At 65.8% G+C, this 20,180-nt stretch carries 24 protein-coding genes; 16 read left to right on the forward strand and 8 right to left on the reverse strand.

Annotation, left to right across the window (positions count from 1 at the left end):
* From FIU94_RS16140 to FIU94_RS16180, 10 genes are all read left to right on the forward strand, one after another.
* Entirely contained in the window at positions 1–1,071 is a 1,071-nt protein-coding gene (locus FIU94_RS16140; RefSeq protein ID WP_152466767.1) for an iron ABC transporter permease, read from the forward strand.
* A complete protein-coding gene (locus FIU94_RS16145; protein WP_152466769.1) occupies positions 1,068–1,892 on the forward strand; it encodes a heme ABC transporter ATP-binding protein in 825 nt (274 codons plus the stop codon). The genes FIU94_RS16140 and FIU94_RS16145 overlap by 4 nt, the downstream gene beginning before the upstream one ends.
* A 112-nt stretch (positions 1,893–2,004) precedes the next feature.
* Entirely contained in the window at positions 2,005–2,175 is a 171-nt protein-coding gene (locus FIU94_RS20935) for a hypothetical protein (protein WP_172975928.1), read from the forward strand.
* 5 nt (positions 2,176–2,180) lie between these two features.
* Positions 2,181–2,345 carry a hemin uptake protein HemP gene (locus FIU94_RS16150; protein WP_152467103.1) on the forward strand — a complete coding sequence of 55 codons (165 nt, stop codon included), beginning with the start codon at positions 2,181–2,183 and terminating at the stop codon, positions 2,343–2,345.
* A complete protein-coding gene (locus tag FIU94_RS16155) occupies positions 2,342–2,824 on the forward strand; it encodes a hypothetical protein (RefSeq protein WP_152466770.1) in 483 nt (160 codons plus the stop codon). Before FIU94_RS16150 ends, FIU94_RS16155 begins: the two co-directional genes overlap by 4 nt.
* Before the next feature lie 48 nt (positions 2,825–2,872).
* A complete protein-coding gene (locus FIU94_RS16160) occupies positions 2,873–3,133 on the forward strand; it encodes a DUF1289 domain-containing protein (RefSeq protein ID WP_152466772.1) in 261 nt (86 codons plus the stop codon).
* Positions 3,130–3,552 (forward strand): hypothetical protein, encoded by a 423-nt coding sequence (locus FIU94_RS16165; RefSeq protein ID WP_152466773.1) that lies wholly within the window; start codon positions 3,130–3,132, stop codon positions 3,550–3,552. The genes FIU94_RS16160 and FIU94_RS16165 overlap by 4 nt, the downstream gene beginning before the upstream one ends.
* 105 nt (positions 3,553–3,657) lie before the next feature.
* A complete protein-coding gene (locus FIU94_RS16170) occupies positions 3,658–4,128 on the forward strand; it encodes a Dps family protein (protein WP_152466774.1) in 471 nt (156 codons plus the stop codon).
* Positions 4,129–4,226: 98 nt separating this feature from the next.
* Positions 4,227–4,709 (forward strand): DUF2244 domain-containing protein, encoded by a 483-nt coding sequence (locus FIU94_RS16175; protein WP_152467104.1) that lies wholly within the window; start codon positions 4,227–4,229, stop codon positions 4,707–4,709.
* 68 nt (positions 4,710–4,777) lie between these two features.
* Positions 4,778–5,896, forward strand: coding sequence for a hypothetical protein (locus FIU94_RS16180; protein ID WP_152466775.1), 1,119 nt, complete (start codon positions 4,778–4,780; stop codon positions 5,894–5,896).
* Positions 5,897–5,917: 21 nt separating this feature from the next.
* On the opposite strand, the gene FIU94_RS16185 is transcribed toward FIU94_RS16180, so the two are convergent.
* A complete protein-coding gene (locus tag FIU94_RS16185; RefSeq protein WP_152466776.1) occupies positions 5,918–6,376 on the reverse strand; it encodes a GatB/YqeY domain-containing protein in 459 nt (152 codons plus the stop codon).
* A gap of 198 nt (positions 6,377–6,574) precedes the next feature.
* Between FIU94_RS16185 and carA the strand changes: the two genes are divergently transcribed.
* Both carA and FIU94_RS16195 read left to right on the forward strand, forming a co-directional pair.
* Complete coding sequence (carA, locus tag FIU94_RS16190) at positions 6,575–7,750, forward strand: glutamine-hydrolyzing carbamoyl-phosphate synthase small subunit (protein WP_152466777.1); 1,176 nt, start codon at positions 6,575–6,577, stop codon at positions 7,748–7,750.
* Between the two features lie 118 nt (positions 7,751–7,868).
* Positions 7,869–9,788, forward strand: a complete 1,920-nt coding sequence (locus tag FIU94_RS16195) for a glycosyltransferase (protein ID WP_152466778.1) — start codon at positions 7,869–7,871, stop codon at positions 9,786–9,788.
* Here FIU94_RS16195 and FIU94_RS16200 read toward each other — a convergent pair.
* Complete coding sequence (locus FIU94_RS16200; RefSeq protein WP_152466779.1) at positions 9,751–10,404, reverse strand: GntR family transcriptional regulator; 654 nt, start codon at positions 10,402–10,404, stop codon at positions 9,751–9,753. The two genes, FIU94_RS16195 and FIU94_RS16200, sit on opposite strands and share 38 nt — an antisense overlap.
* Before the next feature lie 89 nt (positions 10,405–10,493).
* On the opposite strand from FIU94_RS16200, the gene FIU94_RS16205 reads away from it, so the two are divergent.
* Both FIU94_RS16205 and FIU94_RS16210 read left to right on the forward strand, forming a co-directional pair.
* Positions 10,494–11,141, forward strand: a complete 648-nt coding sequence (locus FIU94_RS16205) for a pyrimidine 5'-nucleotidase (RefSeq protein WP_152466780.1) — start codon at positions 10,494–10,496, stop codon at positions 11,139–11,141.
* A 9-nt stretch (positions 11,142–11,150) separates the two neighbouring features.
* On the forward strand, positions 11,151–12,347 hold the full coding sequence (locus FIU94_RS16210) for a UbiH/UbiF family hydroxylase (protein WP_152466781.1): 1,197 nt from the start codon (positions 11,151–11,153) through the stop codon (positions 12,345–12,347).
* A 131-nt stretch (positions 12,348–12,478) separates the two neighbouring features.
* On the opposite strand, the gene FIU94_RS16215 is transcribed toward FIU94_RS16210, so the two are convergent.
* From FIU94_RS16215 to FIU94_RS16225, 3 genes are all read right to left on the reverse strand, one after another.
* On the reverse strand, positions 12,479–13,603 hold the full coding sequence (locus tag FIU94_RS16215; protein ID WP_152466782.1) for an aminotransferase class V-fold PLP-dependent enzyme: 1,125 nt from the start codon (positions 13,601–13,603) through the stop codon (positions 12,479–12,481).
* Between the two features lie 80 nt (positions 13,604–13,683).
* Positions 13,684–14,139, reverse strand: a complete 456-nt coding sequence (locus FIU94_RS16220; protein WP_152466783.1) for an Lrp/AsnC family transcriptional regulator — start codon at positions 14,137–14,139, stop codon at positions 13,684–13,686.
* Positions 14,136–14,591, reverse strand: a complete 456-nt coding sequence (locus tag FIU94_RS16225; RefSeq protein WP_152466784.1) for an Lrp/AsnC family transcriptional regulator — start codon at positions 14,589–14,591, stop codon at positions 14,136–14,138. Before FIU94_RS16225 ends, FIU94_RS16220 begins: the two co-directional genes overlap by 4 nt.
* 134 nt (positions 14,592–14,725) lie before the next feature.
* Between FIU94_RS16225 and ilvC the strand changes: the two genes are divergently transcribed.
* Positions 14,726–15,748: a ketol-acid reductoisomerase gene (gene ilvC, locus FIU94_RS16230; protein WP_152466785.1), complete on the forward strand. Its 1,023-nt coding sequence runs from the start codon at positions 14,726–14,728 to the stop codon at positions 15,746–15,748.
* A 188-nt stretch (positions 15,749–15,936) separates the two neighbouring features.
* A complete protein-coding gene (locus FIU94_RS16235; protein WP_152466786.1) occupies positions 15,937–16,860 on the forward strand; it encodes a DMT family transporter in 924 nt (307 codons plus the stop codon).
* 19 nt (positions 16,861–16,879) lie between these two features.
* Here the strand turns inward: FIU94_RS16235 and glmM are convergent, their stop codons facing one another.
* Genes glmM through FIU94_RS16250 form a run of 3 tightly spaced genes read right to left on the reverse strand, consistent with a single transcriptional unit; the run spans position 16,880 to position 20,152 of the window.
* Positions 16,880–18,226: a phosphoglucosamine mutase gene (gene glmM, locus FIU94_RS16240; RefSeq protein ID WP_152466787.1), complete on the reverse strand. Its 1,347-nt coding sequence runs from the start codon at positions 18,224–18,226 to the stop codon at positions 16,880–16,882.
* On the reverse strand, positions 18,219–19,232 hold the full coding sequence (gene folP, locus FIU94_RS16245) for a dihydropteroate synthase (protein ID WP_152466788.1): 1,014 nt from the start codon (positions 19,230–19,232) through the stop codon (positions 18,219–18,221). Before folP ends, glmM begins: the two co-directional genes overlap by 8 nt.
* Positions 19,229–20,152, reverse strand: a complete 924-nt coding sequence (locus FIU94_RS16250; protein WP_152466789.1) for a dihydroneopterin aldolase — start codon at positions 20,150–20,152, stop codon at positions 19,229–19,231. Before FIU94_RS16250 ends, folP begins: the two co-directional genes overlap by 4 nt.
* Positions 20,153–20,180 lie beyond the last annotated feature (28 nt).

Consider the following 20,180-nt stretch of genomic DNA (forward strand, 5'->3'; position numbering starts at 1 on the left):
GTGGCCGCGTTGTCAGATGTGATCCCCACCGCCCCGCGCGACCGCCTGTCGCGGGCGCGGGCCCTGCACGGATGGCTTGCTGTCGCACTTGCGCTGGCCTGCCTTGCAAGCCTGCAGGTCGGGGCGACGGATGTGACCCTTTCGACACTGGCGGGCAAACTGGTGCAGGGCCAACCCCTGACCCGGATGGAGCATGTCGTGCTGTTCGATATCCGCCTGCCCCGTCTTGCGATGGGCGTGCTGGTGGGCGCGGCCCTGGCCGTGTCCGGTGCGGTGATGCAGGGCCTGTTCCGCAACCCGCTGGCCGATCCGGGCATCGTCGGTGTCGGCGCGGGGGCCGGTCTGGGCGCGATCCTGGCGATCGTGCTGGGCGCGCTGCTGCCCGGCTGGATCACCGAACTCACCGGCCACCAGCTGACCCCGATCGCGGCCTTTCTGGGCGGCTGGGGGTCGACGCTGCTGCTCTACCGCGTGTCGACCCGGAACGGGCGGACCTGCGTCGCGACCATGCTGCTGGCCGGTATCGCGCTGGGGGCGTTGGCCGGTGCGCTGTCGGGCATCCTGGTTTATATCGCCGACGATCAGCAACTTAGGGACCTGACCTTCTGGGGACTGGGATCTCTGGCCGGTGCAAGCTGGGCCAAGGTGCTGGCGGCGGGGCCGCTGATGCTGCTGTCGCTCGTTGTCGCGCTGAGACTTGGCCGGGCGCTGAACGGCCTGGCCCTGGGCGAAGCCACGGCGGCGCATATCGGGATCGACGTACAGCGGATGAAGTCCGTCGCCATCCTCGCGGTGGCAGGCGCCACCGGCGCGGCCGTCGCCGTATCGGGCGGGATCGGCTTTATCGGGATCGTCGTGCCCCACCTGCTGCGGCTGGCATCGGGGCCGGACCACCGGCCCCTCCTGCCCAACGCGGCGTTGCTGGGCGCGACCTTCCTGATCCTCGCCGACGTCATCGCGCGGGTGATCATCGCGCCGGCGGAGCTGCCCATCGGCATCGTGACCGCCGTGCTGGGCGCGCCGGTGTTCCTGTGGATCCTGCTGCGGCGCAAGGGGCTTGTGGCGACATGAGCCTGCTGGCCGAAGACATCCACGTCTCCTACGGGTCCCGCGCCGCCCTGCGGGGCGTCACGTTGACCGCCCGGGCCGGAGAGCTGACCGCCATCGTTGGTCCGAACGGGTCGGGCAAATCCACCCTGCTGGGTGCCATCACCGCCGCGCTGCCCTGCCGGGGCAGGATCACCCTGGACGGAGAGGACATCACCACCCTGAAACCCTGGCAACTGGCGGCACGGCGGGCGGTGCTGCCGCAGGCCTCCGTGCTGGCGTTTCCCTTCAGTGTGATCGAGGTGGTGCGCCTGGGCCAACAGACCGGCACCGCCGGTGCCCTGGACGAGGTGCCGATGCAGGCATTGGCGCGGGTCGGTCTGGCCCATTACGCCGACCGCAGCTTTCAGGACCTGTCGGGCGGCGAGGCGCAGCGCGTCATGCTGGCCCGCGTGCTGGCGCAGGTCTGGGCACCGGTAGAGGAGGGTCAGCCGCGCTGGCTTTTGCTGGATGAACCTGTCTCAAGCCTCGATATCGCCCATCAACTGCAGGTGATGGAGATCGCCCGGCAGTTTGCCCGCGACGGCGGCGGCGTGATCGCGGTGATGCATGACCTGAACCTGACCGCGCTCTATGCCGACCGGGTGGCGATACTGGCGGAGGGGCGGCGCCTGGCCTTTGGCACGCCTGCCGAGGTGCTGACGGATGACACCCTGTCGCGGGCTTATGGCTGCAGGCTGCGGGTCTGCTGTCCGCCTGCCGCGGGGGTGCCCTATGTCCTGCCTCATGCCGCTTCTGTGGGACCGCGCATACCGCAAAATATGCGCGCAACCTTTCTTGACTAAATAAGTCAGAATAGCTACTCATCAGAGGATACCCGACCATAACGCTAAGATTTTTCACACCGTCCAAGCCACCGCCCAAGGCAGCCCGGATGTTCACGAAAAGGAGACAGACGTGACCACACCCGAGCGTGACACCCCAGAGCATACGCACCCCGATGTCGGGCCAGCCTGGCGCGAGATCGTGCAGTCAGCAGGCGACTGCGCCAGCATCCACGGCCTCGCCCTGGAACAGCTGATCGACATGCAGCGGGGCCGCACCCCTGGTCGGGAGGCCGCACAATGATCCTGATGCCGAACCTGCCGTCCTCCCCCCCCGAGACCCGAACCGACGACACCGCTGTCTATGACGCCCGCGATCTGGTGGTGAATGGCGAAAAGGCGAACATCGTGCTGGACGGCCAAACCTACATTCTGCGCATCACCCGCGCAGGCAAGCTGATTTTGACAAAATGACCGACGCGGTGGATAGCCCCGGCAGCACGGTCGTCGGCCGGCTGACCCATGTCCCGCCCTGGGAGGCGGAGCTGATCCTGTCGATGCGGCTGTGGATGGACAGCCTTGAGGGGCAGGCCAAGGTCGGCACCGGCTTTGCCCGCTGTTTCGGCGCTGCGGGCGGTCAGGCAGAGGTACGCCAGTTCGAAAGACTGCTGACCGCGCTCTGCGCCTATGCGCGCAGGCCACTGGTACGACATAGCCTTGGCTGCGACTGCATCGGCTCGGACGAGGCGGTGCTGCAAACCCTCGTGCGGGAGGCGGCGCGCGGCAACCTGGCCGAAGCGGCGATGGTGGCCAGCCTGCTTGTGCCCGCCTCCCAGGCGGAACATGTGGCGCTGATGGCGGCTCAGGTCGGGCTGGCGATGCAGTGCATCGCCCGCCAGCCCCCACCGCCCCACGACGCCGCCCTGCCCCAAAGGGACCGCACGCTTCACTGATCCAACCCCCTAGCCAGACCGGGCCAGCCCCCTTCAAGCGAGATGACCATGACCAAAGTTCCCAGCCCCTGCATCGACGTCTGCAAATTCAAACGCGAAGGCCATTGCATCGGATGCTCCATGACCAAGGCGCAGAAATCCCTGTTCAAGGGCCTCAAGAAGAATGCCGAGCGGGAAGCCTTTGTCGAACTGCTGGTGGCGCAACAGGCTGTGATGGGCCGCTACAGCCATTGGGACAAGGCCTATGCGACCCGCTGCCACAAGAAAAAGGTCCGCCTGTCGGTGCTGGACGGGGACAAGGCGGCATGAGCGCGATACGGCACAGGATATCACACGACGATCGTTTCGACCCGGCGGACGTGACCGACCGGCCCGCTGCGCTGACGCTTCTGCGCCGCATCGCGCGGGACAGTCGGTGCAAGTCCTACGTCGATCTTTTTGGCGCCTGCGCGGCGCTGTCGGGCAACAGGCAGGTGGCGGCACAGGCAGCCTGTGAGGTGCTGATCCTCGGTCTGCAGCAGGCGCTGGGACGGCGACCTGTGTTCTACCGCGAGGACGAGCACGAGACCTCCTTTGACGAAAACTGGTTACTGGCCCTCGCCCGCAGCCTCAGGACCGACGACACCGCCAGCGTGACGTTCCTTCTGCATTCGCGCGTACACCGCTCTGCACGGCGGAACCTGATTTTTCTGCTGAACAGCGTCTTCGCGAGCACGGAACAAGTTTAGAATAATTCTAAATCGACTTGCCAAACCAGCCGGTGCTCTCTATTTCAGTTGGTGCGAGCCAGCGGGATGCCAGCCAGCACCCATTTTGAATTGCAGGAGGCCAGGATGACCCAAACAGCACAGACCCTTTCCACCGATGCCAGCGCACAGATCATCGAGGCGCTGAACCAATGCGTTGCGGAAACCGCCGTAACCACAATGCTCGCGCAGAACTTCCACTGGAACGTCACCGGCATGGCCTTTGGCCCGCTGCACGCGTTGTTCCAGACCATTTACGAGGATCATTTCGTCGCTCAGGACGACCTGGCCGAGCGGGTCAAGGCGCTTCAGGGCCACGCAGAAGGGACGCTGGCAGGCATGATCAAACGCTCCAAGGTGGCCGAGGTCGAAGGCACGCCCGCCGCCGAAGAGATGATCAGACTGCTGAAGGACGCGCAGGAAACGCTGGCCGAGACATTGGCGGGCGCAGGTGAACTGGCTGCCGGACAGGGCGACACGCTGACCGAGGACCTGTGCATCGCCCGCGGTCAGACGCACGAAAAATTCGCCTGGATGCTGCGCGCCCATCTGTCCTGACCCTGCCCCGGACGTGCCGGGCCAGCCCCGGCGCGCCGATGCGATGGTGGGCGCAGGTGCCGCATTGCCACCGCCTGCGAGGCGGCTATCATTCGCTCATGCCCTACGAATGGACCACAAACCCCGATGAGTCGCCGCAGCGTATGCGCCTTTGGCCGCATCAATCGCTGCCCGCTCGGGGGTTTGCGGCCTTCGTCCTGACCACTTTCACCCTGATCCTGATCCCCACACTCCCGCTGCTGGGCACGATCCTGCTGTGGGGGCTTTTGCCCTTCATGCTGGCTGCGGTCGGGGGCATCTATTTTGCCCTTCAGGCCAACCACCGGTCCCGCCAGATCGAGGAAATCCTGACGTTGGACGCGGATATGGCCCGGCTGACCCACCGCACGCCGAAGGGCGAGGTGAAGGAGTGGGATTGCAACCGCTACTGGACCAGGGTCACGAAGTACGAAAAGGACGGCCCGGTGCCGCACTATATCACCCTGTCCGGACATGGCCGCGAGGTCGAGATCGGCCGCTTCCTGAGCGAGGAAGAGCGCATCGCGCTTTTTGACGACCTCAACAGATCCCTGCGGCGCTGACCCCCTGTTTGGGGGGTGTTGCGGGCATGCCTCACGCGATTAAGTCTGGGCAGGTTGCAAAGAACGCCATGCCCCCCTTTGCCAAAGCCCCGCTTGCCCTGTCCGTGTTGCTGGCCCTCCCGGCCTGGGCCGAGGAACAGATCGCCTGCACCATTCTGGGCTGCCAGAAGGTAGAGATAGAGGTGTCGCCCTTTGCCGACGCTGACAGCTTTTCCGTGCAGGAGGTCTGGTCGGTGGTGAACGACATTCTGGGCGTGTCCGGGCTTGCCCCCAATTTCCAGGTGGTCGAGACGCAGGAAGTCGGCAATGCCGCCGCTGTGATCATTGACGAGCAGCGTTACCTCGCCTTCAATCCGGTCTGGATGCGCACCTATCGGGACCGGCCGGACAGCAAGTGGCAGCTCTATGCCGTCATGGCCCACGAGGTCGGGCACCATCTGCAGGGCCATACGATCACGGCAGGCGGATCGCGCCCGCCCACGGAGCTGGAGGCGGATGAATACGCGGGCTTCACCCTCGCCGCCCTGGGCGCGACGCTGGACGAGACGCAGGCACTGTGGAAAGGCTTTGGCGAACGGGGCTCAGCCACGCATCCGCCGCGACACCAGCGGCTGGCAGCCGTGCAACGCGGATGGGAGCGCCGCCGCGGCGCGACGGGGTCCGCCCCGGCCACGCCGGTCGCACGACAGCCCGCGCCGCCGCCCCCCGCACCGGTCCGCGCGCCCGCCGTGGCCGGGGAATCCTGCCGCCAGCTGACCCTGCCGGTCGGATCTGCGCGGGTCTGCGCCTCCTCCACGCTGGGATCGCAGGGGCGCAACAGCTACGTGCTGACCAACATGTTCGACGGCAACACCGCCACCGCCTGGGTGGAGGGGGTCGGCGGCACCGGCGAGGGGCGGCAGATCACCGTCAGCTTCGATCGGCCCACGACTGTCCGCCGCCTCGGGATCGTGACAGGCTATGCCAAATCGCAGGACATTTTCCTCAAGAACGCAAGGGTGCGCGAGATCTACCTGGAGGCATCCAACCGATCCGAAGGGTCGATCGGCCTGAGCGACGTATCAGCCATGCAGCGGTTCGATACCACCGGGCTGGACAACCTTGATTGGCTGACACTCACGATCCGCGCCACCTATCCCGGAACTCGTTACAACGACACCGCGATCAGCGAGCTGGTTTTCGAGTGAGCACCGCCCGATCCGGGCCTGTCAGCTCAGCCGTTCCTTGACCATCGGGCCGACCTTGCCGAAATCCATCCGACCGGTATAGCGGTCTTTCAGCGTTCCGATCACCTTGCCCATATCGCGGATCGAACTGGCGTTCTGAGTGGCGATTGCCTCGTCCACCGCCTTGGCGACCTCGGCGTCGGTGAGCTGTCGGGGCAGGAACTCCTCGATCACCACGATCTCGGCGTTCTCACGCTCCGCAAGGTCGAGCCGGCCGCCCTCCTCGTAGGCGCGGGCCGATTCCTGGCGCTGCTTGGCCATCTTGCCGAGGATCGCCAGCACCTCGTCGTCGCCGACGCCATCGTCGTTGCCGGTGGCACGCGTTGCGATATCCCTGTCCTTGATCGCGGCATTGATCAGCCGCAGCGTCGACAGACGGTCGGCGTCCTTGTCTCTCATCGCCTGTTTGAGCGATTCCGAAATGCGCGTGCGCAGTGTCATGAGGCCCCCATTTGGTCCTGTCGGTGTCAAAGTGCCTACCTTAGCCTTAGCCTGCGCCACAGGCAATGCAAAGAGCGCAACGTCAACCTATTGATTTCAATACAAATCTGTTTTTCCTCCCAGCCTTGACCCCACCCGCGACCGGCAGTAGTTTGCCACCCGTTTACCCTGCCACATCCCGTTCCGGAGGCTGCCCCGATGTCCGCGCCCACTTCCCCCCGCCCGACCGCCTGTCTCGCCCTGGCGGATGGCTCGCTTTTCTACGGCATGGGGTTCGGCGCCACGGGCCAGACCACGGCGGAACTGTGCTTCAACACCGCCATGACCGGGTACCAGGAAATCATGACGGACCCGTCCTATGCCGGGCAGATCGTGACCTTCACCTTCCCCCACATCGGCAATGTCGGCACCAACCCCGAAGACGACGAGACCGGCGATCCCGTCGCTGCCGGCATGGTTGTCAAATGGATGCCCACCGATCCCAGCAACTGGAGAAACGTGCAGCCGCTGTCGGACTGGCTGGCGGCACGGGGCCGCATTGCCATCGGCGGCGTGGACACCCGGCGCCTGACCCGCGCGATCCGGCACCTGGGCGCGCCGCATGTGGCGCTGGCCCATGACCCCGAAGGCAACTTCGACATCGAGGCGCTGATCGCCGCCGCGCGGTCGTTTGCCGGGCTGGAAGGGGTCGACCTGGCCAAGGACGTGACCTGTGCGCAATCCTACCGCTGGGACGAGATGCGCTGGGCCTGGCCCGACGGCTACCCCACGCAGGAACGCCCCAGGCACAAGGTCGTAGCGGTGGACTACGGCGCCAAGCGCAACATCCTGCGCTGCCTGGCCTCGGCCGGCTGCGAAGTGACGGTGCTGCCCGCCTCCGCCACCTTCGACGACATCATGGCGCATCGACCGGATGGGGTGTTCCTGTCCAACGGCCCCGGCGACCCGGCAGCGACCGGCGCCTATGCCGTGCCGATGATCCGCGAGGTGCTGGACAAGACCGACCTGCCCGTCTTTGGCATCTGCCTTGGCCACCAGATGCTCGCGCTGGCACTGGGCGGCAGGACCGTCAAGATGAGCCACGGACACCACGGCGCCAACCACCCGGTAAAGGACAACGACACCGGCAAGGTCGAAATCACGTCGATGAACCACGGGTTCGCGGTGGACGGCCAGTCGCTGCCCGAAGGGGTCGTTGAAACACATGTGTCGTTGTTCGACGGGTCCAACTGCGGCATCCGCCTGGACGGGCGGCCGGTGTGGTCCGTGCAGCACCACCCCGAAGCCTCGCCCGGTCCGCAGGACAGCTACTATCTGTTCGAGCGGTTCGCCGACGCGATGGCCCAGCGCGGACCTGTCACGGCAGAGGCCTGACACCGATCAGGCCGCGCCCGGCTTTCTGCCGTTAAGACTTTGTTAACCTTGCCTTAATATCGCCTTAACCTGTTTACCCCTAGCCTGACCGGGATCGAAACTGTCGGGCTGGTAACGAATGAGCAACCTTCGCCTGCACTGGCCAGAGGCGACGGTCGCGCATGCGGCTCCGCCCCGCACGTTCTTGGGGCAGTATCTTCTGGAAAACGGCGTCATCTGCGATGACGATCTGCGCCACGCCTTGCGCCTGCAAGAGACCGTCGATGCCCCGCTGGGCGAGATCCTGATCGCGGAAGGGCTGGCAGGACGCGAAGATGTACTTGAGGCGCTCTGTGCACAGCACCGGGCGCACCGCGTCGCCCTGGCGGTCGATCCACCCGATCCCGGTGTTGCGCACGACCTGCCCGCCACGCTGTGTCTGCGTTTCGGCGTCGTCCCCTGGCGTCGGGTCGGCGGTGTCCTTCTCGTCGCTACATGCCACCCCCACGCCTTCGACCGGCTGCGCGCCTGCCTCGGAACGAAGGGGCTCGCGCTGCTGCCGGTGATCTGCGAAAGGAGGGAGATCCACCAGCACATCGGCCGGTTTTACGGGGCCGAACTGGCGGCGAAGGCCGCGCAAAGGGTGCCGATGGCGGAAAGCTGCCGCAATTGGGGCACGGCGGGCCAAGCCCGGTACTATGCCGCAGCGGCCATTTCCGCCCTGCTGGCACTGGCCCTGCTGGCCGCCCCGTTCTGGGTGCTGACCCTGGCCATTCTCTGGGCTTTCGGGACATTGCTGCTGAGCACCTGGATGAAGCTCGCCGCCTTCGCGGCGCAGATGTCCCGGTCGCTGGAAAAACACCCGCCGCCGCACTGCCCGGTCGGACCGTTCCGCCTGCCCCGCGTCTCCATGTTGGTGCCCCTGCTGCGGGAAAAGGAGATCGCAGGCGCCCTGATCACGCGGTTGTCGCGGCTGACCTACCCGAAGTCCTTGTTGAACGTGATCCTCGTGCTGGAGGAGGACGACCACCTGACCCGCGAGACCATAGCCCAGACCTATCTGCCCGACTGGATCACGGTCATTGAAGTGCCGCGCGGCGACGGGCCCACGACCAAGCCGCGGGCACTGAACTATGCGCTGGATTTCTGCGAGGGCAGTATCGTCGGCGTCTGGGACGCGGAGGATGCGCCGGAACCGGACCAGATCGAGAAGGTGGTGACCCGGTTCAGAAATGCCCCGGACAACGTCGCCTGCCTGCAGGGGATACTCGACTACTACAACAGCCGGGCGAACTGGATCGCACGGTGCTTTACCATAGAATATGCAACCTGGTGGCGGATGATCCTGCCCGGCATCTCGCGCCTGGGGCTGGTTATCCCGCTGGGCGGGACCACCCTATTCTTTCGCCGCGACATTCTGGAAAAACTGCACGGCTGGGACGCACACAACGTCACCGAGGATGCAGACCTGGGCATCCGGCTGGCGCGCCACGGTTATGTTACGGAACTCCTGCCCACTGTGACCTTCGAGGAGGCGAATTGCCGGGCCTGGCCCTGGGTTCGGCAACGCTCGCGCTGGCTCAAGGGGTTTCTGATCACCTGGTGCGTCCACATGCGCCGTCCCCGACAATTGCTGCGCGATCTGGGGTGGAAGAAGTTCTGGGGGGTTCAGACCCTGCTTCTGGCGACGATTTCGCAGTTTGTCTGCGCGCCGCTGCTGTGGTCTTTCTGGATCACGTTCTTCGATGTCACGCACCCAGTGTCGCACACCCTGGGTCCCGATGTCACCTGGCTGATGACCGTTACCTTCATCGTCGCCGAGCTTGCCAACCTGACCGTCGCGCTGGTGGCGGTATCGGGACAGGGTCGCCGGCACCTGATGGGCTGGGTGCTGACCATGCCATTCTACTTCACGATGGGCGCGGTCGCCGCCTGCAAGGCGCTTCACGAATTCATCGGCAGCCCCCATTTCTGGGACAAGACGGCGCATGGGCAGTCTTCCGCGCCGCCGGTCAGCCCGGTCAACTGTCCGTCTCCAGCCGCGCGGCCTCCTGCTTGAGCCTCGTGACGAAGGCCAGCGAAATATGCGCGCGCAGCGCCTCGTCCGCGCCCTCCTCGTCTCGCGCCTCGATCCGCGCGACGATCTTGTCGTGTTCGGCCTGTGCAATCTCGCCGCGCCCCTCAGCGGCCAGCGATGTCGTCGCCATCAGCGCCATCGAGCGGTAGACGAGGTCGAGTTGCTGGACCAGATAGCGGTTGTGCGAGGCCAGGTGAATCTGCTTGTGAAACCGGCGGTTGGACCGGGCAAGCGCCGTGGGATCCCCCACCAGCGCATCATCCGCGCTGACCATCTCGCGCAGCACACGGATTTCTTCAGCCGTGGCGTGGCGTGCGGCCAGCCGCGCCGCCAGGCCCTCCAGCTCACCGCGCACGACATAGAGCTCCGCCGTCTGGTTATGGTCCAGCGAAGCGACGATCAGACTGCGCCCGTCGCGCGCCAGCAAGGACTGCGTTTCCAGCCGCTGCAAAGCTTCGCGGATCGGGGTCCTCGACACGCCGAAACGGTCGGCCAGCTCACTCTCCACCAGCCGGTCGCCGGGGCGGTAGATCCCCGAGTCGATGGCATCCAGGATCATCGTATAGGCATCGGTCGAGCCGGGTTTGGGCGGCGGCATGGCAGGTTTCCTCTCTGACGCGCACCTTACCGCCCTTCGACCGCAGCGCAAGGCTTGCGGGACCGCACCGCTGCGCCTAACAGGGGGTCATGACACGAGATGCCTTTTCCCACGTGGACACCTGGGTCTTCGACCTCGACCATACGCTCTACCCGCCCTCGGCGCGGCTATTCGCGCTGATCGAAGTGCGGATGACCGACTGGGTGATGCGTACCCTCGGCGTGGATGCCGCCGAGGCGGACCGCCTTCGGTTGCATTACTGGCAAACCCACGGCACCACCCTGGCCGGGCTGATGCGCGAACACGGGGTCGACCCCGGCCCCTACCTGGAAGACGTGCACGATATCTCGATGGACAGCCTGATCCCTGATCCGGAACTGGCCGCACATATCCGCGACCTGCCCGGGCGGCGCATCGTCTACACCAACGGCTGTGCGCCCTATGCCGAGAGGGTGTTGGCAGCGCGGGGGCTGACCGGGGTGTTCGACGCGGTCTACGGGGTTGAACACGCGGGCTTCCTGCCGAAACCCGACAGGGCCGCCTTCGACACTGTCTTTGCGCTGGACGGCTTGACCCCGACGCGCGCCACGATGTTCGAAGACGATGACCGCAACCTGATCGCGCCACACGCAATGGGAATGCAGACGGTGCATGTCGCCCCGACGCGACGCGATGCCGCGCATATCCACCATCATACCGACGATCTGACCGCTTTCCTTGCCTTGCTGAAGGGTTAGGTTGGGGTCATGACCTATGACTGCGACATCCTGATTTCGGGCGGCGGTATCGCCGGGCTGACCGCCGCCGCGGCGTTCGGCACCGCCGGGTTCGACGTGATCTGCGTGGACCCCACACCGCCCGTCACCACGCGCGACGCCGAGGGCGCCGACATGCGCAGCACCGCCATGCTCCAGCCCGCCCGCCGGGTGCTGGAAGAGGCAGGCGTCTGGGAAACGCTGGCCCCGCACGCGGCCCCCCTGCAGATCATGCGCATCGTCGATGCCGGCGGCGCCGACGCCGAGCCCCGCGTCAGCCGGGAATTCAACGCCGCCGACATCTCGGACGCGCCCTTTGGCTGGAACTTTCCCAACTGGCTCTTGCGCCGCGAACTGGTGGCGCGGCTTAACGCGCTGGACACCGTCGCGTTTCGTCCCGGCACCGGGACCACGTCGCTCTTCACTCGGACGGCCGAAGCGCGCGTGGGTCTGACCGATGGCAGCCGGCTGACCGCGCGGCTTGTCATCGCGGCCGACGGCCGCGACAGTCCGATGCGGATGGCGGCAGGCATCCCCGTCACCACCCGGCGCTACGGCCAAAAGGCACTGGCCTTTGCCGTGACCCATCCGATCCCTCATGACAACGTGTCGACCGAGATCCACCGCACCGGGGGGCCCTTCACCCTGGTGCCCCTGCCCGACCACGAGGGCCTGCCCTGCTCGGCCATCGTGTGGATGGACGACGGCCCCGCGCAGCTGACGCGATCGCAAATGCCGGTCGCCGACTTCGAGCATGAGATGTCCGAACGCTCCTGCCACCTTCTCGGGCCGCTGACCCTGATCACGCCGCGCAATCTGTGGCCGATCATCAGCCAGCATGCCGCCCGGCTGAACGGCGAACGCCTGGCCCTGATCGCCGAAGCGGCCCATGTGCTGCCGCCCATCGGCGCACAGGGTCTGAACATGTCACTGACCGACATCGCGACCCTGCTGGATCTGGCGCAGGCCCGGCCCGACCGGCTGGGAGACGCGGATATGCTGGACGCCTACCACAACGTCCGCCACAACGACATCCAGCTCAGGGTGCGCGGCATCGACCTGCTGAACCGTGCCAGCCAGGCCAACGCGCCCCTGCTCCGCGACGCCCGCGCCGCCGGTCTTGACGCGCTCTACAGCTTTGCGCCGCTGCGGAAGATGTTGATGCAGATGGGCCTGGGTGTCCGGTAGGAACCCTTCGAACCTATCGACGGCGGCCCTGCCAAGATTGAGTATTTAGAGCATAAAGAAGGACTTGGCCCTGCTTCTTTATGCAAAAAATACTTCAATCCGACCATTCGGATCGCGGTACCGTGAGAAAATCACAGAACCCGGTCCACCACCGCCCCCAGCCGCGCCAGGGTGCCTTCCACGTCGTAGAGTTTGTCCAGACCGAACAGCCCCAGCCGGAAGGTGCTGAACCCGTCGGGTTCGCCCACCTGCAAGGGCACGCCTGCGGCGATCTGCATGCCTTGGGCGGCAAAGGCGCGGCCCGACTGGATTTCGGGATCGTCAGTGTAGCTGACCACCACCCCCGGCGCGCCGAACCCCTCGGCGGCGACAGACACGACGCCCTTGTCCCGCAGCATCGCGCGCACACCGTCACCCAGCCGCCACTGCGCCTCTTTCAATCGCGCAAAGCCGTAGTCGCGGGTTTCCACGATGGTATCGCGAAAAGCGCGCAGCGCATCGGTCGGCATGGTCGCATGGTAGGCATGGCCGCCGTCCTCATAGGCCTTCATGATCGCGCGCCACTTTGCCAGGTCGATGGCGAAACTGTCCGACGTCGTCTCGGCCAGCCGCGCCGCGCCGCGCTCCGACATCATCACCAGACCGGCACAGGGCGAGGCGGACCAGCCCTTTTGCGGGGCCGAGATCAGCACATCGACCCCCAGCGCCCGCATGTCGATCCAGGCACAGCCGGAGGCGATACAGTCCAGCACCATCAAGGCTCCGACCTCATGCGCCGCATCGGCCATCGCGGCAATGTAATCATCCGGCAGGATCACCCCCGCGGCGGTTTCCACATGCGGTGCAAAGACCACCTGCGGCCTGTGTTCCGCAATCGCCGCGACCACGTCCTCGATCGGCGCGGGCGCAAAGGGGCTGGCCGGGGCATTGCCTTGCGCACGCGCCTTCATCACCGTGACATTCCCGGTCAGATCGCCGCTTTCGATGATCTGGCTCCAGCGATAGGAAAACCAGCCGTTGCGCACCACCAGCACCTCTGCGCCACGGGCGAACTGGCGCGCCACCGCCTCCATCGCATAGGTGCCGCCGCCGGGCACCAGTGCCACCGCATCGGCCTGATAGACCTCCCGCAGCATCCCCGAAATATCGCGCATGACCTGCTGGAAAGCCGCCGACATGTGGTTCAGCGACCGGTCGGTAAATACCACCGAGAATTCATCGAGCCCCGCAGGGTCCACGGAATCGAGCAATGCCATCGTCAGGTTCCTTCAGTGAAATGATACCTCGGTCTTAGGCGGCGATGACGGGCATTGCAATTCCCACCGCCGCCCCCCTGTCAAAGCGGCCCCGGCAGGCGCTCCTCGCTCAGCAGCACATTCGCCTCCACCTCGCCCGCGCCGGGCAACGTCATGATGCGACGCCGCAGGACGCGCTCGAAATCCGGCAGATCGCGGGCCACGACACGCAGGCGATAGTCGTACATGCCCAGCACATGCTCCACCGTCTGCACCTCTGGAATGGCCACCACCGCGCGCTCAAAATCCTCCAGTGAAACGCGCCCCTTGGTCGCCAGCTTGATGCCCAGAAAAACGGTCACGCCGAACCCCAGCGCCTCGGCGTTCAGGCGAAGATGGCGGTCCCGGATGATGCCCGCATCCTGCAGCCGCCGGATGCGCCGCCAGGTCGCGGGCTGTGACAGGCCAAAGCGTTTGCCAAGGGCGCTGGCCGATTGCCGCGCGTCGCGGGCCAGCGCGCGGATCAGCTTGCGGTCGATATCGTCAAGGTCCGTCACAGGGGCAACGCGGCCTCGCTCTTGATCCGCGCCACATGCATCAGCGCCTCGATGTCCGCGATATGCGGCAGGGTCAGGATGCGGCTGCGGTAGATGTGCTGATAATGCGCCATGTCGCGGGCAATGATCGACAGCCGCGCGTCCACCCGGCCGAGAAATGTCTGCACCTCGATCACCTCGGGCACCTGCCGGGCCTCTGCCAGGAAGCGGTCAAAGGCGTTGCCCTGCGTCTTGTCCAGCGTGACACGCAGCGACACCTCGACAGCGTAGCCCAGCGCCGCCCAGTTGATCACCGCGCCCACCCCGCGCAGCACATCCGCCTCCTCCAGCCGCGCGATGCGACGCGCAGCCTTGCTGGCGGTGATGCCGCAGCGTTCGCCCAGATCGGCGGGGCTCAGCGTCGGCTCTGCCTGCCAATACCGCAACAGGCGCCGGTCCAGGTCGTCGAGCATGATTTTTCCGCAATCTCCGATTTATGCGAATGACATTTTTCATTGTTCCCTAAATACACACAAAACATCAATGGCGGCCAGCGCCAACATCCCTATGGTGCGCATCAGGACACACCAACCAAAGGACAAGCGATATGCGCGTTTACTATGATCGCGACTGCGACGTGAACCTGATCAAGGACAAGAAGGTCGCCATTCTCGGATATGGCTCGCAGGGCCATGCCCATGCCCTGAACCTGCGCGATTCCGGGGCCAAGAACCTCGTCGTCGCCCTGCGCGAAGGCTCCGCCAGCGCGGCCAAGGCGGAAGGCGAAGGCCTGAAGGTGATGGGCATTGCCGAGGCCGCCGCATGGGCCGACCTGATCATGTTCACCATGCCCGACGAACTGCAGGCCGAAACCTACAAGAAGTACGTGCACGACAACATCCGCGAAGGGGCCGCGATTGCCTTTGCCCACGGTCTGAACGTGCATTTCGGCCTGATCGAGCCGAAAGAAGGCATCGACGTGATCATGATGGCGCCCAAGGGCCCCGGCCACACGGTGCGCGGCGAATACACCAAGGGCGGCGGCGTGCCCTGCCTGGTGGCCGTGGACAAGGACGCCTCCGGCAAGGCTCTGGAAATCGGCCTGTCCTATTGCTCCGCCATCGGTGGGGGCCGTTCCGGCATCATCGAAACCAACTTCCGCGAGGAATGCGAAACCGACCTCTTCGGTGAACAGGCGGTGCTTTGTGGCGGCCTGGTCGAGCTGATCCGCATGGGTTTCGAGACCCTGGTCGAAGCGGGCTATGCGCCCGAGATGGCCTATTTCGAATGCCTGCACGAGGTGAAGCTGATCGTGGACCTGATCTACGAAGGCGGCATCGCCAACATGAACTACTCGATCTCGAACACGGCCGAGTACGGCGAATATGTCTCAGGCCCGCGCATCCTGCCTTATGACGAGACCAAGGCGCGGATGAAGGCCGTCCTGAACGACATCCAGTCGGGCGCCTTCGTGCGTGACTTCATGCAGGAAAACGCCGTGGGTCAGCCGTTCTTCAAGGGGACACGCCGGATGAACGACGAACACCAGATCGAACAGGTCGGCGCGAAACTGCGCGAGATGATGCCCTGGATCTCCGCAGGCAAGATGGTGGACAAGTCCAAGAACTGATCGGCCCTGCCGGTCCACTAGACACAGGAAGGCCCGGTCGCAGGACCGGGCCTTTTCGTTGCGCACCGATGCCTCAGACGTCCGCCGGTTTGCCCTTTGACGGGGCAATAGCTGTCCTGGCCGATCATCAATACCGCCCCCGGCAGATTCGGGTTGTGACGGGTTGGGACATAAGCCTATCTGGCGGCATGGACACAGCCCCCCGGATCACCGCGACAAGCTGGCTGATGATTGCCACGCTCGGCATCGTCTGGGGTGGCACGTTCATGGTGACGGAAATTGCCCTGCTTGCCCTGCCGCCGTTCTGGGTCGCTACGGCCCGGATCGGGTTGGCGGCGCTTGTGATGCTGATCATCTGGACCTTGCGGGGACGGCCGCTGTTCCATACCCCACCGAACCGCGCAGAGATCGGCGCGCTGATCACCGTCAGCGCGTTGAGCGGCACATTTCCCTTTGCCCTGCTGGCCTGGGGGCAACAGCATGTCACCTCAGGCTATGCCGGGGTCAGCATGGCCTCTATCGCGTTGATCCTGCTGCCGCTGGCGCATTTCCTGGTGCCCGGAGAACGGTTGACCCTGCGGCGGCTCGCAGGTTTCCTGATCGGCTTTGCCGGTGTCGCGGTGCTGATCGGCGGCCAGGCCTTTGGCCATACCGGCAGCACATTCGAAACGGCAGGCCGCATCGCCTGCCTTGGCGCGGCGACATGCTACGCGCTCAGCTCGATCCTGATGCGCCGCTTGCCGCCGGTCGATCCCATCGGGCTGGCCACTGTACTGACGCTGATCGGGCTGTGCATGGCCCTGCCGATGGCGCTGATCGCAGAGGGTCCTCCACCGGCAATCGACAGCGCCTACATGCTGGGCGTCATTGCGTTTCTCGGGATCGTGCCGACCGCGGCGGCGAATTTCCTGCGGGTTCTGGTCGTGCGCAGCGCGGGGCCGGTCTTCATGTCTCTGGTGAACTACCAGGTGCCCGTCTGGTCGGTGCTTCTGGGCGCCCTGCTGCTGAACGAGCCGCTGCCGCCCAGCCTGCTGCAGGCGATGGCGCTGATCCTCGCCGGTCTCGCGATCAGCCAGTACGGCGCGCTGCGGCGTCTGTTCGTTCGGGGCTAAGGCTGGGGCGCGAGCAGGCTCAGGCCTGAACCGACCGGGAAACCGCGTCGACAACGCTGTCCACCGCGCGGGCCATCAGGTCCGCATCCTCGTGTTCGGCCATGACACGCACCAACGGCTCGGTCCCCGACTTGCGGATCAGAAGCCGCCCGCCCCCCGAAAGCTCCGCCTCCGCCTGCGAGATCGCGGCCCGGACGTCCGGCGCGTCCAGCGGGGTCTGGCCTGCGTCAAAACGCACGTTCTTCAACAGCTGCGGCACCGGGTCGAACTGATGCAGCAGGTCCGAGGCGCGTTTGTCGGAACGCACCATTTCGGCCAGGAACTGCAACCCCGCCATCAGACCGTCGCCGGTGGTGGCGTGGTCCGTCATCACGATATGGCCCGATTGTTCGCCACCGAGGTTGTAGCCGCCCTCGCGCATCCGTTCGACGACATAGCGGTCGCCGACGCTGGTGCGTTCCAGGCGCAGGCCGCGCGCCTGAAGGAATTGTTCCAGCCCCAGGTTGCTCATCACCGTGGCCACCAGCGCATCGCCCGCCAGCCGATCCTCCGCCGCCCATCGGGCCGCCATGAGCGCCATGAACTGGTCCCCGTCGCCGACGGTGCCATTCTCGTCGACCAGGATCACGCGGTCGGCGTCACCGTCCAGGCAGATGCCGACGTCCGCCCCATGGGCCACCACCGCTTCGGCGGCGGCCTCCGGGTGGGTGGATCCGCAGCTTTCGTTGATGTTGTGCCCGTTGGGCGACACGCCCATCGGCACGACCGTCGCACCCAGTTCCCACAGCGCCATCGGGGCCACATGGTGCGCCGCCCCGTTGGCGCAATCGATCACGACCTTCAGATCGTCGAGCCGCATCTGCCGGGGGAAACTGGATTTCACACGTTCGATATAGCGAAAGCGGCTGTCGTCGATCCGCTTGGCGCGGCCGATCTCGCGGGCCGTCACCATCTCGACCCCGTCGGCCACCAGCGCCTCGATCTCGGCCTCGACCTGATCGGACAGCTTGTACCCGTCGGGACCGAAGAATTTGATCCCGTTGTCCTCTGCCGGGTTGTGGCTGGCCGAGATCATCACGCCCAGATCGGCACGCATGGACCGGGTCAGCAGCCCCACCGCCGGAGTGGGCACTGGCCCCAGAAGCAGTACGTTCATGCCGGAACTGGTCAGCCCCGCGGTGAGCGCATTCTCGAACATGTAGCCCGACAGGCGGGTATCCTTGCCGATCACGACCCGGTGGACACCCCTGCCCTCGCGGCGGAAGTATCGGCCAACCGCCGCGCCGATCCGCAGTGCCATATCCGCCGTCATCGGGTGGATATTGGCGGTGCCGCGCACCCCGTCTGTGCCGAATAGCTTAGTCATCTTGTCGTCCCGAGATTGCCGCACGCCAGAGCGTGATCGCCTGCACGGTATCTCTCACGTCATGAACCCGCAACATCTGCACCCCCTGCGTCACCCCGGCAAGAGCCACACCGATGGAGCCGCCTGCGCGGCTTTCCGCCAAAGGCGCGCGTCCGAGTTTCCCGATGAAACCTTTGCGTGATGCCCCCAGCAGGATCGGCACACCCAGACCGTGGAACAGCGACAGCCCCGACAGCAGCGTCAGATTGTGCTCGACCGTCTTGCCAAAGCCGATGCCGGGGTCCGCGACGATGCGCCCGCGCGGAATACCGGAGGCGACGAGCGCCGCAATCCTGTCTTCGAGAAAATCGTAGACGTCCAGCAACACATTGTCGTAGCGCGGGTCGTTCTGCATCGTGGCGGGATCGCCCAGCGCATGCATCACGCAGACCGGCACGCCCGCCTCTGCCGCCACACCGGCGAGCGCCGGATCATAGGTAAAACCCGAGACATCGTTGATCAGCCCTGCCCCGGCATCGAGCGCGGCGCGCGCAACGTCCGCCTTGCGCGTATCGGTCGAGATCAGCGCGCCACAGTCGCGCAACCCCTCGACGACAGGCACGACGCGGTCGGTTTCTTCCTGCGCCGGGACCGTGACCGCACCGGGACGGGTGGATTCGCCCCCCACGTCCAGAATGTCCGCGCCGTCCCCGCACATGCGCTGACCCGCCGCGACGGCGTCCGCCGCAGCCGCGTGTTTGCCGCCGTCGGAAAAACTGTCCGGCGTTGCGTTGAGGATGCCCATCACGCGCGGTCGGTCCATGCCAAGCCCGCCAATCGCAGCGCGGGGGGCCGTCAGCGCCGCCAGAGTCCGGGGCGGCAAGACCTGCGCCGGTACCACGCGCGACGGCACGGACCGCGACAGGATTTCGACCTGGGTAAACCAAGCCCAGCCGCCGGCCAGTGGCACGGCGTCATCGGGCTGGCCCGGGCCAACCTGTGCCAGAGGGCGATAATAGAGCGTCACAGCCGCACCTGATCAACCGCCACTGCGCGCAGCGGAACATCCGCGCCTTCGGGCAGGCCCGCCCCCACCACCAGCATTTCCTGCGCATCCAGGGTGGCGGCGAACCATGCCGCAAGCGCCACCGCATCGCTTGGCTGGACAGAGGGCGTATCGACCGAATCCAGCACGATCTTGGACGGCGCCCAGACACAGGTCTGTCCGTTTCTCATCGCCCAGTCCAATTCGGTCCGGGTGGCGACCACCACGCACCGATCGTCGCGTGCGGCCAGAACCCACGCGTTCTGCTCTATCGCCAGCAGGTCGATGCGCCGTTGCGCCATGCGGTGTGTCAGCCGGGGGGCCGCGACATCCGGCGCCCCCACACAAAGGATCAGAGGCCGCCCCAGTTCTTCCAACTGGTCCAGCCAGCCCGGCAAATGCGGCGAGGCGATGGCATCATTTCCCAGGTAGACCAGTTCGGGATAGGGGGCCTCACCCGGTGCAATCTCTGACATCGCGGCATCGCCCCGCGCGCGCACGATCTCGACGCCAAGCGCACCCGGCCCGCGGTCAAGCTTTTCGATCCGCACGAACGCACGAACTGCCTGCGGCTCGAACAGGATGCGCTCGGCCACGCGTTCCGCGAGCGTCTCAAGCAGGGCCAGCCGTTCGACGGCAAGTTCGGCGGCGATCGCCTCGGTCACGCGGTCGTAGCTCAGGATACGGTCCACGTCATCATCGACCGGCTCGGTCAGCGGCTGAACTTCGACCACCACATTGAAACAGAGGCGTTGTGTGACCCCGCGCTCGGCCTGGAAGGCGCCGATCTCCACCTCGACGATGTGATCGCGCAGCGAGATGCGGTCCAGCGGGTCCGGCCCCGACATGGCCTCCGCCCGCTCGGAGGGGTGGGCAAAGGCTAGGCGGGCTTCATCGGACATGGGACGGGCTTTCGGCAGTGGTCAGGTC

The organism is Sulfitobacter sp. THAF37, assembly GCF_009363555.1.
In the GTDB taxonomy this organism is placed as follows: domain Bacteria; phylum Pseudomonadota; class Alphaproteobacteria; order Rhodobacterales; family Rhodobacteraceae; genus Sulfitobacter.